Source organism: Porphyrobacter sp. GA68 (assembly GCF_022605525.1).
In the GTDB taxonomy this organism is placed as follows: Bacteria; Pseudomonadota; Alphaproteobacteria; order Sphingomonadales; family Sphingomonadaceae; genus Qipengyuania_B.
This window is the reverse complement of record NZ_JAKQYJ010000001.1, coordinates 1079981-1094283: the sequence shown is the minus strand read 5'-3', so window position 1 is coordinate 1094283 and position 14303 is coordinate 1079981. Positions and strand designations below refer to the sequence as shown.

The 14303-nt window shown below is 66.1% G+C and carries 17 protein-coding genes; 9 read left to right on the top strand and 8 right to left on the bottom strand.

Going from position 1 to position 14303, the window contains the following annotated elements; genetic code table 11:
* Positions 1-41: 41 nt before the first annotated feature.
* From LHJ54_RS05390 to LHJ54_RS05380, 3 genes are read right to left on the bottom strand one after another with little or no spacing between them, the layout of a single operon-like run.
* Entirely contained in the window at positions 42-410 is a 369-nt protein-coding gene (locus LHJ54_RS05390; protein WP_228242892.1) for a response regulator, read from the bottom strand.
* Positions 403-3852: a CheR family methyltransferase gene (locus LHJ54_RS05385; RefSeq protein WP_228242891.1), complete on the bottom strand. Its 3450-nt coding sequence runs from the start codon at positions 3850-3852 to the stop codon at positions 403-405. Before LHJ54_RS05385 ends, LHJ54_RS05390 begins: the two co-directional genes overlap by 8 nt.
* On the bottom strand, positions 3836-4408 hold the full coding sequence (locus LHJ54_RS05380; RefSeq protein ID WP_228242890.1) for a PAS domain-containing protein: 573 nt from the start codon (positions 4406-4408) through the stop codon (positions 3836-3838). The genes LHJ54_RS05385 and LHJ54_RS05380 overlap by 17 nt, the downstream gene beginning before the upstream one ends.
* A gap of 389 nt (positions 4409-4797) precedes the next feature.
* On the opposite strand from LHJ54_RS05380, the gene LHJ54_RS05375 reads away from it, so the two are divergent.
* From LHJ54_RS05375 to LHJ54_RS05365, 3 genes are all read left to right on the top strand, one after another.
* Positions 4798-5391, top strand: a complete 594-nt coding sequence (locus LHJ54_RS05375; RefSeq protein WP_228242889.1) for a fasciclin domain-containing protein — start codon at positions 4798-4800, stop codon at positions 5389-5391.
* A gap of 128 nt (positions 5392-5519) precedes the next feature.
* Entirely contained in the window at positions 5520-6071 is a 552-nt protein-coding gene (locus LHJ54_RS05370) for a hypothetical protein (protein ID WP_228242888.1), read from the top strand.
* A gap of 61 nt (positions 6072-6132) precedes the next feature.
* On the top strand, positions 6133-6696 hold the full coding sequence (locus LHJ54_RS05365; RefSeq protein ID WP_228242887.1) for a YbhB/YbcL family Raf kinase inhibitor-like protein: 564 nt from the start codon (positions 6133-6135) through the stop codon (positions 6694-6696).
* Between the two features lie 218 nt (positions 6697-6914).
* On the opposite strand, the gene LHJ54_RS05360 is transcribed toward LHJ54_RS05365, so the two are convergent.
* On the bottom strand, positions 6915-7592 hold the full coding sequence (locus tag LHJ54_RS05360) for a DUF2726 domain-containing protein (protein ID WP_277754025.1): 678 nt from the start codon (positions 7590-7592) through the stop codon (positions 6915-6917).
* A gap of 80 nt (positions 7593-7672) precedes the next feature.
* On the opposite strand from LHJ54_RS05360, the gene LHJ54_RS05355 reads away from it, so the two are divergent.
* The 3 genes from LHJ54_RS05355 to LHJ54_RS05345 all read left to right on the top strand — a co-directional run bounded on the left by LHJ54_RS05355 (position 7673) and on the right by LHJ54_RS05345 (position 8841).
* Positions 7673-8134, top strand: coding sequence for a DUF3429 domain-containing protein (locus LHJ54_RS05355; protein ID WP_228242886.1), 462 nt, complete (start codon positions 7673-7675; stop codon positions 8132-8134).
* A gap of 63 nt (positions 8135-8197) precedes the next feature.
* Positions 8198-8413 (top strand): hypothetical protein, encoded by a 216-nt coding sequence (locus tag LHJ54_RS05350; RefSeq protein ID WP_228242885.1) that lies wholly within the window; start codon positions 8198-8200, stop codon positions 8411-8413.
* The gene (locus LHJ54_RS05345) at positions 8410-8841 is read left to right on the top strand and encodes a COG3650 family protein (protein WP_228242884.1); all 432 of its coding nucleotides are present in this window, start codon (positions 8410-8412) and stop codon (positions 8839-8841) included. Before LHJ54_RS05350 ends, LHJ54_RS05345 begins: the two co-directional genes overlap by 4 nt.
* Here the strand turns inward: LHJ54_RS05345 and LHJ54_RS05340 are convergent.
* On the bottom strand, positions 8819-9178 hold the full coding sequence (locus LHJ54_RS05340; RefSeq protein ID WP_228242883.1) for a DUF962 domain-containing protein: 360 nt from the start codon (positions 9176-9178) through the stop codon (positions 8819-8821). The genes LHJ54_RS05345 and LHJ54_RS05340 overlap by 23 nt on opposite strands.
* Positions 9179-9222: 44 nt before the next feature.
* Positions 9223-10656 (bottom strand): S41 family peptidase, encoded by a 1434-nt coding sequence (locus LHJ54_RS05335; RefSeq protein ID WP_228242882.1) that lies wholly within the window; start codon positions 10654-10656, stop codon positions 9223-9225.
* A 183-nt stretch (positions 10657-10839) separates the two neighbouring features.
* Between LHJ54_RS05335 and LHJ54_RS05330 the strand changes: the two genes are divergently transcribed.
* The 3 genes from LHJ54_RS05330 (at position 10840) to LHJ54_RS05320 (ending at position 12743) form a co-directional block, all read left to right on the top strand.
* Positions 10840-11430: a YbhB/YbcL family Raf kinase inhibitor-like protein gene (locus LHJ54_RS05330; RefSeq protein ID WP_228242881.1), complete on the top strand. Its 591-nt coding sequence runs from the start codon at positions 10840-10842 to the stop codon at positions 11428-11430.
* Positions 11431-11498: 68 nt separating this feature from the next.
* The gene (locus LHJ54_RS05325; RefSeq protein ID WP_228242880.1) at positions 11499-11750 is read left to right on the top strand and encodes an SWIB/MDM2 domain-containing protein; all 252 of its coding nucleotides are present in this window, start codon (positions 11499-11501) and stop codon (positions 11748-11750) included.
* A gap of 78 nt (positions 11751-11828) precedes the next feature.
* On the top strand, positions 11829-12743 hold the full coding sequence (locus tag LHJ54_RS05320; RefSeq protein WP_228242879.1) for a Brp/Blh family beta-carotene 15,15'-dioxygenase: 915 nt from the start codon (positions 11829-11831) through the stop codon (positions 12741-12743).
* Here LHJ54_RS05320 and LHJ54_RS05315 read toward each other — a convergent pair.
* Together LHJ54_RS05315 and LHJ54_RS05310 are read right to left on the bottom strand one after the other, a co-directional pair.
* A complete protein-coding gene (locus tag LHJ54_RS05315; RefSeq protein ID WP_228242878.1) occupies positions 12707-13321 on the bottom strand; it encodes an ABC-type transport auxiliary lipoprotein family protein in 615 nt (204 codons plus the stop codon). The genes LHJ54_RS05320 and LHJ54_RS05315 overlap by 37 nt on opposite strands.
* Complete coding sequence (locus tag LHJ54_RS05310) at positions 13318-14298, bottom strand: MlaD family protein (RefSeq protein WP_228242877.1); 981 nt, start codon at positions 14296-14298, stop codon at positions 13318-13320. Before LHJ54_RS05310 ends, LHJ54_RS05315 begins: the two co-directional genes overlap by 4 nt.
* Positions 14299-14303: the final 5 nt, after the last annotated feature.

The following is a 14303-nucleotide window of genomic DNA, read 5'->3' as shown; positions in this document are numbered from 1 at the left end:
CGGGCGTCCGACGCGGCAGAACAGTCTGAGCAGCGGAAATGCTAGCCTCCCTGCGGCTCCTGCTGCGTCAGCTCGCGCAACCGGGCGGCCAGCTGTGCTGGCGAGCCGGGCTTGGAAATAACCGCGGAACCGGGATAACGCCGGTTGAGGCTGCCCGTGTCGGCATGTCCGGAATGAAACAGGATCGGCACCCCCAGCTGGTGCAGGCGGTCCGCCAATGGAAACACATCGCCGCCGCGCAGCGACACGTCCAGCACAGCCACGTCGGGCAACGCGGTGCCAATCGCCTTCAGCGAACCCGCGACATCGATGTAGGGGCCGTCAACCGTCAGCCCGGTTTCCTCGATGATACCCTGCAGATCCAGGGCGATCAGCAGCTCATCCTCGACCAGGAGGGCGCGCTTACCCATTCGCCAGCACCGTTCGCGGGAGGGTTACCGACAGGGCAAAGCTGTGTCCGGTCATCGTCTTGTCGATGGTCGCGCCAAGCTGTTTCAAGGAGGCATCCACCAGCAGCGTACCGAACCCGGCCCGGTCATCGGCCTTGTCCTGCCGCTTGCCCCGCTCCTGCCAGCGCAGCAGCACGCCCTCAGTGTTCAGCTCCCAGCTTACCTCCAACGTGCCGTCTTCCTGCCCGAGTGCGCCGTACTTCATCGAATTGGTGGCCCATTCATGAGCCATCATCGCGAGCAGCGAGAGGCAGCCCCGGTCGATGTCAACCGGCGGCCCGGCGATCTCGATCCGCGCGTGGTCGCGATAAGGCGCAAGCGTTTCCTCCATCAGCGCGGCCAGCGCGATGCCCTCCTGATCCCCGGCCGGCGAGGCGAGGGAATGCGCCCGGCCAAGCGCGGCAATGCGTTCGCGCAGGTCGGTGACGAGCGACCGGACATTGTCATGCGAACGACCTCCGGCCGTGACCATGCCGGCAATCACCGCGAACAGGTTTTTCACCCTGTGGTTCATCTCGCGCAGCAGCATCTCGCGGGTTTGCGCCAGGGAGAATTCCGCGGTCACGTCGATGAAGACACCCACCATGCGCGGCGGCTCCTGCTCGACGAGACGTCCGATCCCCTTTACCCAGCGCACGCCCAGCGATCGTTCAGGTTTGCAGCGGAACGTCGCTTCGAAGTCATGCCCGCCGGTTCCCGCCCGCGCAAGCGCCTCGCGCACGGCCTCGCGTTCCTCGTCGGCGATTTGTCCCAGAACCGCGTCCAATGTCACGCTTTCGTTCGCGATGCCCAGCAGCTGTTGCCCCGTCTCGTCGAGGATCGTGTCGCCGGTTTGCGGGCAGTGCTCCCAAACGCCGATGCCGCCGGCGCGGATGGCAAGGTCGAGCCGCTCCTGTTCGGTCGCCAGGTCGCGTTGCAGCGACAGCGCGTCCGTGATGTCGGTGAGCACAAGAGAGGCGCCGTCGATCTCCCCGGCCTGCGTCTTGTAGGGCAGCACGCGCATGGCCCAGGTGCGCGCGCCCTTATCGCTCAGAACCCGCCGTTGCACCGGTTCTCCGGTGGCGATCACCCGCCGGGCGTCCGCCAGATAGTCGGTATCCGACAATCGGCTGGTGACGTCCGCCAGCGGGCGGCCCCGGTCGGCCGGCTGGAAAGGAAACACACCGACGGCTGCGGGCGTGAAGCTGCGGACCCGCAACTGCGTGTCGAGCACCACCACCGCGAGGTCGGTAGATTCAAAGAAATTGCGCAGGTCGGCGTTGGCAACCGTCAACTGGTCGACCTTGCTCTTTAGTTCGTCGTTGACGGTGGACAGCTCCTCGTTGGTGGACTGAAGCTCCTCGTTCATCGACATCATTTCTTCGTTGGAGCTCTTCAGTTCCTCGTTCGCCGTCTCCAGCTCTTCCACGGCGGAGCGCAGCCGATGCCGGGTCAGGCGCAGCTCTTCCTCCAGCGCCCCGGCATAACCGTCGTCGGCCTTGATCTCGTGCAATTGCGCGTCGGCCGCTGGCTGGAACGGCGCGGTTTCGCGCAGGACCACCAGCATCCGGTTGTCCTCCAGCGGGTCGCCGATCACCTCCACCCGCTGCGTGCCGTATTCGCCGGCCACCTCCACGTCGCGCGCGATCGCCCTGCCGCCGTTGTCCCGCCCCTGACGCAGTAGTGGACCGATCACCTCGCGCAGGCCGGGACGCGCCAGGCTGATTGCATTGGTGCCGCCGGCGCGGGTGGTGGGAAAGTCGAAGTACCGGCTGAGCGGGCCGTACGCCGCAAGAATGAGGCCGTCATGATCGACCAGCACGCTGGCCGGCGCGTATCGTTCAACCAGGCGCCGAACCGCCAGGTCGTCGGGCGCCCGCCCCGCGCTGGATTGCAACAGGCTGGACGTCCGCTCCGGCGCCGTCGCCCCGCGCACCGGGCCGGGCAGCGGAAGAGGATAGGCCGGGCTGCCGGGACGCCGCTCAAACAGGCGCAGCCGCGCGTCGAGCGGGCGGAACATATTGTCGAACCGGCCGATAGTTTCCGCCGGACCAAGGAACAGATGGCCCCCTGGCTTCAGCGCGTAATGCAGCAGCGGCATGACCTGGGTTTGCAGCCGCTCCTCGAAGTAGATGAGAAGGTTCCGGCACGATACCAGATCGACGCGCGAAAAGGGCGGATCCTTGATCAGGCTGTGGTTCGAAAAACGCACCATGTCGCGGATCAGCGGAACCACCGTGAACCGATCCGTCTGCGGGATGGTATAAGCTTCCCGCATGGCCGGCGGAATGTCGGCGAGCGATGATGCGGGATAGGTCCCTTCGCGCGCGATCTGCAGCATCTGTTCGTCGATGTCGGTGGCGAAGATCTGCGTCGGGACGCTGCGTTGGGCGCGCCGCGCGGCATCGGCAAACAGCATGGCGATGGAGAAGGCTTCCTCGCCGCTCGAACAGCCTGCCACCCAGACCCGCAACTCTTCCTCGCCGCTCCAGCCCTGCACGAGAGGCTCGACAACCTTTGCGCGCAGCTGTTCGAAATGCTCGGTGTCGCGGAAGAACCGGGTGACGTTGATCAACAGGTCGCGGAACAGCGCGTCGCATTCCGTTCTGTCGTTCTGCACCTGCCGGATATATTCTGTGGCAGAGGTGATGCCCAGGACATGCATCCGCCGCTCGACCCGGCGCACAAATGTGCTGCGCTTGTAGCCGACGAAATCATGGCCGATCGTGGTCTTGATCGCTTCGCACAGCTGGTCGATGTGGTCGGCCACTTGCGCCGCCGTGTCCGCCAGCGGCATGCTGCGCCGGCGGGCGAAGAAGTTTTCCAGGCGGCCGATGATCCCGTTGGCCGGCTCCACGAAGTCGACCAGCCCGGTGCCAATCGCCGACAGCGGCATGCCGTCGTATTTGGCGGCTTCGGGCGCCTGCGCGATGCAGACCCCGCCATGCTCCTTTATGGCCCTGAGACCGGTGGTTCCGTCGCTGCCCGTCCCGGACAGGATCACACAGGCTGCGTTGTTCTGTTGATCCTGCGCCAGCGACACGAAGAAGTCGTCGATGGGGCGGCGCAGCCCGCGCGGTTGGCTGAATTCCGTCAGGCGAAGGATGCCCTGATGCAAGGCAAGCCCGTGACCAGGCGGAATGATGAACACCGTGTCCGGGGCCAACCGCTCGCCGCCGCTGACCTGCAGCACCTCGAGCGAGGTGCCCCGGCCGATCAGTTCCGCCAGCATGCTTTCGTGCGTGGGGTCGAGATGCTGCACCACCACATAAGCCATGCCGGTCGGCCGATCGGCTGCCGCAAACATATCGCGCAGCGCTTCCAGACCGCCGGCGGAAGCGCCGATCCCGATCACCGGCCCGCTGAAGGACGGCAAAGGAGCCTGACCTACCTCGTCTGGCAGGGGGCTATGCAAACGGGTCATCCTTCATCTCTTCCAGCATGAGCTTTGCCTGCGCGATCATGGCCACCGAATTGCCGATGGTTGCCAGCGATCCTTCCACCACCATGCCGCTGTCGATCAGGGCCGGATCGCTTCGGCTGACCACCTGTCCCAGCGCCTCGTCATAGGCGGTCAGGAGTTCGGGTCGGGTGTGGCTGATATCGAATTGCGACGCGATGATGAATTTGCCCGGATTGCCCCGATACCGCACCCGCGCCATGTAGAGCAGGTTGACGAACGGGCGACCGTCGCGGTGAAAATTGACGAGCACGGTGCGGATGTTCGCCCGTGCCGGACTGCTGAGGAAGGCGCGGATTTCACGCCGGGCAACCTCGTTCGCGGGCTGGTCGGCCGCGCGGCCCTGTAAAATGCGGCAGTTGCGACCCACCACCTCTCCTGCGTCATATCCCGTCAATTGCTCGAAGGCTGCATTGACGAAGACGAGTTCGTGATCGGCTTGCCCCGATGCCACCGCGATGGCGACCCTGGCATGGGCGAGATGATCGCGGACCGGCGCGGGCAGGTCGCCTTCAACCAATGACCAAGGCCTGCTCGCGGGTACGATGCGGCGCGTGGCCCGCGGCGTGGACGCACGACCGGCCCCGCGACGCGATGAACGATGATAAGTGTGCTGCCATAACTGCTGCCTTCCGCCGATCCAGGCGATCAGTCGCCCGGCTCGGTACCACTTGACTGCTGCCTATGCAGGAGGAGGCCATGGCGGGCAACACTTGATGCGCACCTTGCGGGTAAGCGGCATCTCCCGGTTTTGGCACGACCGCATCGGAGCAGCTTCTTGGCCATAATGCGGCCATTTTTGGAACAACCCGGCGTGCGAGCAGTTGAGGTGGCTGGATCCTGTTGCGACTCGCGCAGACCACCTGTCGATACCATCCCGCTCAACCAAGACTCAGGAAAGAGACAGTTATGAACAAGATGAGCATCCTTCTGGCTTCCGCCGCCGCGCTGACGCTCGCTGCCTGCAACAACACGCCCGACAGCACCACGACTGAACCCGCCACCACCAGCACTGTGGCGGCCGACCAGATGGCCAACGCCAACACGGCGACTGGCGAGAACATCGTTCAGGTGGCGCAGGGCAATTCCGACTTCTCGACCCTGGTGACGGCGGTGCAGTCCGCGAACCTGGGCGGAACTCTGTCGGGCACCGGCCCGTTCACCGTTTTCGCGCCGACCAACGCCGCCTTCGACAAGATCCCGCAGGCCACACGTGACGAACTGCTGAGCCCCGCCGGGCGCGAGCGGCTGACCGGTATCCTGAACTACCATGTGGTGCAGGGCGAAGTCACTGCCGCCCAGCTGACCCAGGCGATCGAAGCCGCCGGGCCAAATGGCCACACGATCAACACCGTCAACGGTGCGCCACTGACGGCTCGGCTTGAAAACGGTCAGGTGGTACTGACCGACGCCGCTGGCAATCGGTCGATCGTGACCCAGACGGATGTGGACGCGTCGAACGGCGTCATTCACGCGATCGACACGGTGCTGATGCCGGCCTGACGCCAGCGTCCAACAGACAATACGCTTGCAACAAAGGGCGGGCCTTCTGCGGAAGGTCCGCCTTTTTTACCACTTGCCAACAGCAGGAATGAAGGCGCATCCTCCTGCAACGAGCGGGAGGTTCGCGCATGATCATCGGCAGACAATTGCTTGTTTCCCTGGCCCTGCTGCTGGCCGGGTTAGCACCGGGCGCATCTGCCCAACCTGCGCAGGCGCCCGATAATTACGAAGCTGTCGCGGGCAAGCTGCGCATCATCCATTTCTGGAGCACCGAACCGGAAAAGATCGCGGCCGCTCTGGCCCGGTCGGACGGCTCGCCCTTAACTATGGCCCGCACAGCTGAGCGGAACCAGAAGATCCAGCAATTCATCCTCTACGCCAACTGTCAGCGCGATCCTGACGACAAATGTTGGTTGAGCGCGGTGGTGGACATCACCGCTCCCGACGGGACGCCCTATGGGGAACAGCTGCAATTCGACGCCCTGCCGCTGGGGCCGGCGGTCCCCCGCGACACCATCGGCCGTGCACCCGCTTCCATCGGTCTGATCATCGAAGATGGCGAACAATTGGGACGATACCGCATCAAGCTGGCGGTGACGGACGAAATCGCGGTGCAAACCGCCACCAGCGTGGTGCACATCGACATCGTCGAGGCTGGCACGTTGACCTCCGGCAAGTAGGAACCGGCCCCCCTCTCGATGCTTGGGCAAAGACATAGCCGGCATCAAAGGAACCGCCCCCATGTTTGAACGAACGCCAGCGTGGCTGGGTCGCGCGCTCACCAACGCCAGAGCAGGTCTGGGCGGCCTTGCAGTCACGCGGGTCAACGCCGTCACGCTGATCGGCCGGGACGGCTTTACCCTCACCAGTCCGGCTTACGAGTTTGGCGCGGAAATTCCGGCGCGGTTTACTGCCGACGCGGACGCTCCGGTGCCGCCTTGCCTGGAGTGGACGGACCCGCCGCAGGGCACCGAAAGTTTCGCCCTGATCGTCGAAGATCCCGACGCGCCCGGCTTCAAGCCATTCTGCCATTACCTGGCCTGGGGCATGACCGCCGCGACGCGCAGACTTGCCGAGGGAGAGCGACCCCCCTTCATCGGCCGCAATGCGTTCGGGCGCTGCGAATGGCTGCCCCATGATCCGCCCACGGGCCATGGTTCGCACGAATATATCTTTCAGCTGTTCGCCCTCAGCCGCCAACTAAACCTGCCGAGCGGGGCGAACCGCGCGGCACTGCTGGAAGAGATGCAGGGCCACGTGCGCGCGGTCGCCCTGTTCGCCGGCACCTACGAGCGGCGCGGTTGAACGGTCCGCGATCTGCGGCGCTGCCGCTGCTGGCGCCGCTTGCAACGTGCTGGCGCATACCGGAGATCGCGGGCAGCGAGATACCGGTGTCATGGGAGCCGTCTTTCGCCCCGCTGCCGTTCTTCGATGGGCGGCTTGCGGGCGAAGGGCGGCTGGGACACCATCATCGCCGCCACCGCGCCTGTTGCAAAGCTGGCTGAGGAAATCCGGAAGCTCGGCTAGGCACTGGCACTGGCACTGGCACTGGCACTGGCACTGGCGCTGGCGCTGGCGCCTGAATTGGCCCTGGCCCGATCCGCCAGTTTTCGGATCAGCGCCCTCACCTCGGCCGGGGTATCGCCGCTCACAACCTCCGCATAGCCGATGCCCGCCCGGCGCAGCGCCTCTTTCTTCACCGCGTCCCTGCCCGCCGCGGTCTGGCCCAGATGATGCCCGGTGCCTTGAAACTCGACCGCGTGCAGCGGTTTGCATTCCGCATCTACGATCAGCAGATCGACCCGTTTCGAATTGACGGCGAGAAACGCATCCTTGTCGTTGCTCGACAGGATTTCTCCCAAGCTGACTTGCCCCATCGAACGCCAGCCCGGCGTGTATTCCGCAAGGGCGGCGTCGATCACGGCCAGCAAACGACGCTCTTGCCTGTTGAGGAGCGGCCGCGCGGTGAATCGCGCCTGCATCACGCATTTCATCTGTTCGGCCGCAACATCGACCGCTTTCGTCAGCTTGACAGGCGACTTCGCCTTGGCGGTCTTGCGCCCTGCCCAGTAGGCGCGGCGCTGAGCCAGCTTTTGCCGCTCGACGAAGCGCTCCACTCCGATGCCGCAGGCCGCGCCGGCTGCCAGCATGAGTATCAGCAGCAGCGGCTGGTCAAGCAGTGCGTTCAGGGTCGCGAGCATAGTGGTTCTCGTATAAGGTAAAGTGGTTGCCAAATCGTTGCGGTGCGGAACGGCGAAAGCGTTTTCCCCGTTGTGCCGCCATGATCCCCGCTTCTTCGGTTCCGCTGCTGCCGCGCTGGCTCGGCCTTGCGGGCCTGCTGCCGCAGCTTGGCTGCCTGTCTGTCGCCTGGGTGGGGCCGGAAGAATGGTACTGGACCGCGCTGGCGATCGGCTGGGGCTATGCCGCCCTGATCTTTTCATTCCTGGGCGGACTGTGGTGGGGTATAGCCGCAGGCGCTCTGGCACGGGGTGAACTGGTGCCCGCCTGGCTGTGGGTCGTGTCTGTGGTACCCAGCCTGCTGGCGTTTGTGACCTATCTGCCGTGGGTGTTCGGCTACGACTGGCCTGAACCCTCTCTGGTACTGCTGGGCATCGCCATCCTCGCCACTCTGGTCGTGGACCGCAGATTGAGCGGACGTGAGGCACCGGCCTGGTGGTGGTCGCTGCGCGTACCGCTGTCGGTGGGTCTGGGCCTGGCCACCACCCTGCTACCCCTGGTCTAGCCGCCGCGGAACAAGCCTTGGCTGCGGGCGCTGTTGTGCTAAATCTGCCGAAGGAGTGTCTTCGTGACTTGCAAACCCATCGCTGCCTTTTCTGCCATACTGCTGCTGGCCGCGTGCAACCAGAACGCGCCGACCGACACTGAGGCGCCAACCGAAGCTGGCGCGACCACGGCCGCCGGCACTACCGCCACCCAAGTGGGTGGGACTGGCAGCTCTACCGAAGGTGCGGTTCAGCCGGTGCCTGACGAATACGCGCAGGAAGGCACCGCTACGCGATGATGAAGCGCCTTGCCGCCACTGCCGCCACGCTGGCCTCTGCTTCCCTGCTGGCCGCCTGCGGCACCGCGGGCGAGAACCGGCAAACACCTGCCTTTGACGGCATCGCGCGCAGCGAAACCGTCCGCGTCCTCGGCACCGAGCCGTTCTGGAACGCGGTGATCGCCAATGGCGAGCTGACTTACTCCACGCCTGAGGAACCGGGGGGCCGGTCGACCCGTGTCACGCAGTTCGCCGGCAACAGCGGCCTGGCGTTCAGCGGAACTCTTGCGGCGCAGTCGCTGGACCTGGTGATAACCGAAGGCAGTTGTTCTGACGGCATGTCCGGCCGGACTTACCCGTTCACCGCCACCCTGAAGCTGGGTGACGAGCAACGCGAAGGCTGTGCGTGGAGCGACAGCCGGCCGTTTACCGGCGATCCGGCCCCCTGACAGGTCTGGTCGCAACCCCGGCCCGCTCAAGCTCGGGACCCAGCCTGCCGGTCAGCCATAGCCACCACATGCGAAAATCGGCCCGCAGGCTCCAGCCGGGATAGGTGAACGTCGCCGGCCGGTTCCGCTCCACCAGCCAGTGCGCCAGCCAGGCAAATCCGTAGCCGGCAACCGGTATCGCCGCAGCCAGCAGCCAGTTTCCCGTCACTATCGCACCGGCCGCGAGCAGCACGACGAGCGTGGTTCCCGCGTAATGCAGGGCGCGGGTTCCCGGCCGCGAATGTTCGCGCAGATAGTGCAGCCAGAATGCCTCGTAGCTGTCGATCCGCTGCGCCATGCCGCAATGGTGCCGCGCGTGCGGCACGATGTCAAAGTCGTGGTTCAGAACAGGCCCGGAACCTCGCGCTGGGCGGCGTTGTCGTTGAATGTGCGCAGGAGATCGCCGGCAGGCCGCACCGCCTGCGCGCCTTGCACTCCGCCGCCGGTGATGGGCGTGCAGCTGCGTCCCGCGAGGAAGTCCAGAGCGGTGCGGATCGATGCTTCCTGCGGATCGCCGAACTGGCGCGACAGCTGATCCTCCGCCCGGCAGGTGCGCGGGAACACGCTGGCAAGCCCGGTGTAATAGTCGCCCTGTCCCGCCGCATTCACGGTGCGGAAGGCAAGCACCCGCAAACGGTCGTCGCACTGCGCCCGGTCCACCGCGATCTGCCCGACAGGTTTGCCGAAGGTGTTCGAGCCGATGAGCGCGACATTGTTGCCGAGGTAGGGGATGAACGCGTTGGCAACCATCTCGCTTGCCGAGGCGGTGCCGCTGGTGCCGATGATGGCGAGACGGGTGACGCCGATCGCCTCCGCCTCGCGGGTGAACAGCGCGGTTCGGTTCTCGCCCGCGCGGCTGTCGCGGAACACCGTGCGGCCGAACACCTGCCCCGCAAAGTCGCGGCCCAGCAGACTGCCCAGCAGCTCCCCCTGCGACACAAGCCCGCCGCCGTTGTAGCGGAGATCGAGGATGACCTGCGTCACACCCTGCTGCTGAAACAGGCTGAACGCGTCGCGCAGCTGCTGCGCGCCGCTTGTGACAATGAAGGTGCGCAGGTTCAGATAACCGACGCGGGTGCCGCCGTTGTCGATGATGCTGACCCCGTTGCGGTCGGATATCGGGTCCAGCGCGTAATCGGCCTTGGTGACGGACACCTCGCGGCTCGCGCCGTTTGTGTCGGTAAAGCGCAGGCTGCGCCGCAGGCCGGGCTCGCTCGGCCCCAGCGCCTCGCTGACCGCGCCGGCACCGCCGCGGGCGAACAGGGTGGACACGGCCACCCCGTCGATGGCGGTAATCTCAACCCCGCGATCGAGTCCGGCGGCAAAGCCTGGGGCGTTCTCGAACGCTTCCGTCACGAACAGGCGGTTATTGGCGTAGGACAAACGGATGCCGAACCCTGCGCTCGACCCACTGTTGATGAGGGCGTTTTCCTCCTGAATCGAGGTTATGTAGGTAAAGAACCGGTCGCGCGACTGGGCGCGCGCGGGGGCGACCAGGGCATCGATGTAATCCTGCACCGTGCTGAAGCTGGCCGGGTTCACCGTCCGGTCCAGCAGTTCGGGAAAGAGGTAGAACTGATCCAGCTGCCCCAAGGTCCAGCTCTGCCGCTGCGCCAGCGAACATTGCGCGGTCGGCGGCGGCGTCGGCGCGGGCGCGGGTCCCGTGCCGCCACCTGTCGGCGGCGTCGGGCTGCTGCCTCCACCTCCACCTCCACCTCCGCAGGCGGCCAGGCTGACCGACAGAAGGAGAGCGAGCGCGGTGCGGCCCTTGCGCATGGCTGGTGCTTTCAAAGTATTGTCCCGTCTCAAGGCGCGGCATGCCGCCGACTCCGTCAGCCTGCAGACAGCCTTTCCAAACAGCAGCTTGTCGACTTAACCGCTGGTGAGCAAGCGTCTTTTCACGCCTCTTTCGAACCGATTGACTCTGGCCCCGGCGTACACTTCGCGTTAGGCGAAGGTATGACCCATCCTGATCCCGCATGGCTGACCCGCGCGCTGGGCGGAACGCCCGCGACCGGCCACCTTTCGATTGCCCGCCTGGCTGACGCCGAAAGCCTGGGGCGCGGGGGTTTTGCCCTTTCCAGCCCCGCCTTTCCCGACGGCGGCGAACTCGACCCGTCCTTCACCGCGCATGAGGAGGATGCCGTCGCACCGCCGCTGGAGTGGACGGCCCCGCCCGCCGGTGCCGCCGAACTGGTCCTGATTGTCGAAGATGCCGACGCCGGCGCTGGCGAGGCGCCCTGCCACTGGCTGGTGTGGGGTCTGCCGGCACAGCGCGCCAAGCTGCTGGAAGGCGAAGCGCCCCCGCGCACGGGCAAGAACGCCAGCGGCAATTCGGAATGGCTGCTGCCACGTCTGGGCGCGGACGACGGCACCCGCCGCTACGTCTTCCAGCTGTTCGCCAGCGACGTGGCGTTGACCGCGCGGCCGGGCGCGGCGCGTGAAGACATCGTGAAGGCGCTTGACGGCCACGTGGTCGCGGCGGCAATCCTCACCGGCTCTTTCGCCCAGCCGGAAGAGGATGAACAGTGGGATGATGGGGATATCTGAGGGGCGTCCGGCTTTCCTCCTGCCCCATTCGGTGGCATGGCACCAAGTTGTTCAGGAAAGGAACTGAGATGGCAGAGAAGAAAAACGCGCTTCAGCAACCGGTCAAGGTGTCGGGCGATCTTCAGGAGATCGTCGGCAAGGGTGAAATGACCCGCGCGCAGGTTACGTCCAAGGTGTGGGAATACATCAAGAAGCACGACCTGCAGAAAGCCTCGGACAAGCGGGTGATCCAGCCCGACGACAAGCTGGGCAAAGTCATCGGCAAGGACGAGATATCCATGTTCAAGATGACCGCGGCCGTGTCGAAGCATCTGAGCTGACGCTGTCTTGAAGGGGGCGGTACGCTAGCCGGCCGCCCACCTTTCTCCCTTTCAAGGATAGATCGACCTCCTGCGGCGTTGGACCGGCATGGAGTGCGCTTCGCCCGACCCTTCGCCAGCACAGCCGTCACCGGCATGAACGCCGCCGCCGACTGGCACGCGCCTCCACGGCAAGCCTTGGGAACAGGGGCGCTGTTGATCGGCGCCGCATCGCTTCAGATGGCAGGGGCGGTATGGGCGGTCGCCGGGGGCCTCGCCCTGTTTGTCGCCGGCCTGCCCCATGGCGCGTTCAGCCATACGGGGCGGGCGCTGCTAAACCGCAAGCCTTACGTGATACGTTACCTTCTTGCGGGGTTGCTGGCAGGCCTCGCCTTCCTGTGGCAGCCGGTCGCCGCGCTGGCTGCCTTTCTGCTCGCCTCGGCATGGCATTTCACATTCGATCACTCCAGCGGAGCGACTCTGCGGCGAAGCGCTATCGCGCTGATCGCGATCGGCGGCAGCGCCCTGTTCCGTCCGACCGAAACGCAGGCCGTTTTCGCCGCCTTGTGTGGGAGCGCCATCCCTGCCCCGGTCATGATCGTCCTGGCGGTGTGCGGGGTAGCGGGATATGCCATGACTGCGCGCGTCCTGCTGAAGCGCCCGCGTGATCCCGCGCTATGGCTGGTGGCAGTCAGCCCTGCCCTGTTCCACCCTGTGCTGGCAACCGGCCTTGTGTTCTGGGTCGGTCATGCCGGCCCGCTGACCAGCCGGCTCGCGCGCTTGCGCAACTGGACGCCCGTGACCTGGCTTGCACTGGGCGGAGCTGCGGTCGCGGCGACGGCGGCGATCATCCTTGCTCTGCCCCTCGCGCCCGCGTTTTTGCCGTGGTACGCGGCGGCGGCCGTGGGCCTTATCGCCCCGCATCTCCTGCCGCTACGCTGGCTCTCGCCAGCCGCGGACCGGCAGGGGACGCCCGTTCAGAGCAGCCAGGCAGCGATCTCTCCGGCGACCTGATTGGCCGCCTGGTTCAGCGCCTGCCCCACCGGCCCACTTTCGGCCGCCACGCCAGGCACCACCGCTTCGAACCGCCGGCTCGTGACCGCCGCGCCGCCGGGTTCCATCCGGGTGGCATCGAACCGCACCACCACCGACGAAGTGGGCGCATCGTACCCGAACTCGCGCACTACGCCGGTCACGCGAACCGTCGCGGCGACGCCCGGATCGTCGCCGTCGATCACGATCCGGTCGGTCCGCGCGCGCACCGTTTCCGCGACCACGCGGCGGAACAGTCGCTGGGGCCGTTCGACCCAGACCGCATCCTTGAGATATGCGAGCTCGCTGCCGTTGATCCGCACGGGCACGCGCAGGACGTCGATCCCGGCCGTTGCCTCGAAATCGGTGATCGCGATGGCGTTGCCTTCGGCCCCGGTCCTGCTCGACCCGGCCGGAGCCGCGTTGCTGGCGGTCAGCGTCAGCAGCTTGTCGGGCGCGCGCGGTCCGAAAGAGACGCAGCCCGCCAGCAGCGCGATCGCCCCGACAGCTGCGGCCGTCCGCGCCAGTTTGCGCCTGGCCGCCATTGGGTGAACCCTCATTCGCTGTAATCCTTGCTCGGGTCATAATCCGGCAACCGGGGGCCGGACAGGATGGAAGTGGCGCCGCGGGTCTGGACCTGCTCCGTCACCTGCCTCAACGCCCTGCTGGTGGCCCGCAGATCCTGGAGAGTGGCCTCGGCGGCCGGGAGCGTGCTTTCGGTAAGCTGGCGAGTGGCCGGCCGGGTTTCGGCCAGCGTCTGTTCCAGCGACCGGGCCGCGCCGCTCGCCGCATTCAGCGTTTCGCGCAGCTGCTGCGACAACTGCTGTCCTTCCTGGTTCAGCAGCGCATCGGTGGAGCGGGTGACGTTCTCGAACTCGTTCAGCGCCTCGCTCGCTTCGCGCAGCGTCACCTGCAATTCGTTCAGCGTCCGTTCGGTCGCCGGGCCGACCCCGGCAAACTCTCGGGTGAGCTGGTTGGTGTTGGCGAGGATCGCGGCGATTTCACCCTGGTTGTTTTCGTCCAGCAGCTGCGTCAGCCGCTCAGTCAGGCTTGCGACCCGTTCCAGCAGCAGGGGGGCATTGTTCAGCAGTTCGCCAAGCCCGCCCAGCCGGGTAGGAATCACCGGCACGCCTTCGGGACAGCCGCTGATCCCGGCGGTGCGCGTCTGGCAGGTGATCGGGGCTGCCCCGGCCCGCGCGCCGTCGAGGAGGATGGTGGAAACGCCAGTAAAGCTGCCCTGTATGGTCGCGGTGGTGCCGCGCAGGATAGGCACGCCCTCCTCCACCCGGATGCGAACGCGCACATATTGCGGGTCGCGTTCCCACAGACTGATGGAGGCGACCTGCCCGACCGGAACGCCGGCAAAGCTCACCTGCGAACCGGTGGCGAGCCCCGACACGGACTGCTGGAAGAAGATGTCGTACTCATCCTGACGGCCTTCGCCCAGCCGGGCGAGCCAGACGATGAACAGCGCCAGCGCGGCGAGCAAGGCGAGGGTGACGATCCCGACCCACAGGTGATTGGCGCGTGTTTCCATTCCCT

Coding starts and splice junctions, on each gene's coding strand:
- LHJ54_RS05370 (WP_228242888.1), top strand. CDS start 5,520: ATGATCATCGGCAGACAATTGCTTGTTTCCCTGGCCCTGCTGCTGGCC.
- LHJ54_RS05355 (WP_228242886.1), top strand. CDS start 7,673: ATGATCCCCGCTTCTTCGGTTCCGCTGCTGCCGCGCTGGCTCGGCCTT.
- LHJ54_RS05325 (WP_228242880.1), top strand. CDS start 11,499: ATGGCAGAGAAGAAAAACGCGCTTCAGCAACCGGTCAAGGTGTCGGGC.
- LHJ54_RS05375 (WP_228242889.1), top strand. CDS start 4,798: ATGAACAAGATGAGCATCCTTCTGGCTTCCGCCGCCGCGCTGACGCTC.
- LHJ54_RS05360 (WP_277754025.1), bottom strand. CDS start 7,592: ATGCTCGCGACCCTGAACGCACTGCTTGACCAGCCGCTGCTGCTGATA.
- LHJ54_RS05310 (WP_228242877.1), bottom strand. CDS start 14,298: ATGGAAACACGCGCCAATCACCTGTGGGTCGGGATCGTCACCCTCGCC.
- LHJ54_RS05340 (WP_228242883.1), bottom strand. CDS start 9,178: ATGGCGCAGCGGATCGACAGCTACGAGGCATTCTGGCTGCACTATCTG.
- LHJ54_RS05345 (WP_228242884.1), top strand. CDS start 8,410: ATGATGAAGCGCCTTGCCGCCACTGCCGCCACGCTGGCCTCTGCTTCC.
- LHJ54_RS05315 (WP_228242878.1), bottom strand. CDS start 13,321: ATGAGGGTTCACCCAATGGCGGCCAGGCGCAAACTGGCGCGGACGGCC.
- LHJ54_RS05390 (WP_228242892.1), bottom strand. CDS start 410: ATGGGTAAGCGCGCCCTCCTGGTCGAGGATGAGCTGCTGATCGCCCTG.
- LHJ54_RS05335 (WP_228242882.1), bottom strand. CDS start 10,656: ATGCGCAAGGGCCGCACCGCGCTCGCTCTCCTTCTGTCGGTCAGCCTG.
- LHJ54_RS05330 (WP_228242881.1), top strand. CDS start 10,840: ATGACCCATCCTGATCCCGCATGGCTGACCCGCGCGCTGGGCGGAACG.
- LHJ54_RS05365 (WP_228242887.1), top strand. CDS start 6,133: ATGTTTGAACGAACGCCAGCGTGGCTGGGTCGCGCGCTCACCAACGCC.
- LHJ54_RS05385 (WP_228242891.1), bottom strand. CDS start 3,852: ATGACCCGTTTGCATAGCCCCCTGCCAGACGAGGTAGGTCAGGCTCCT.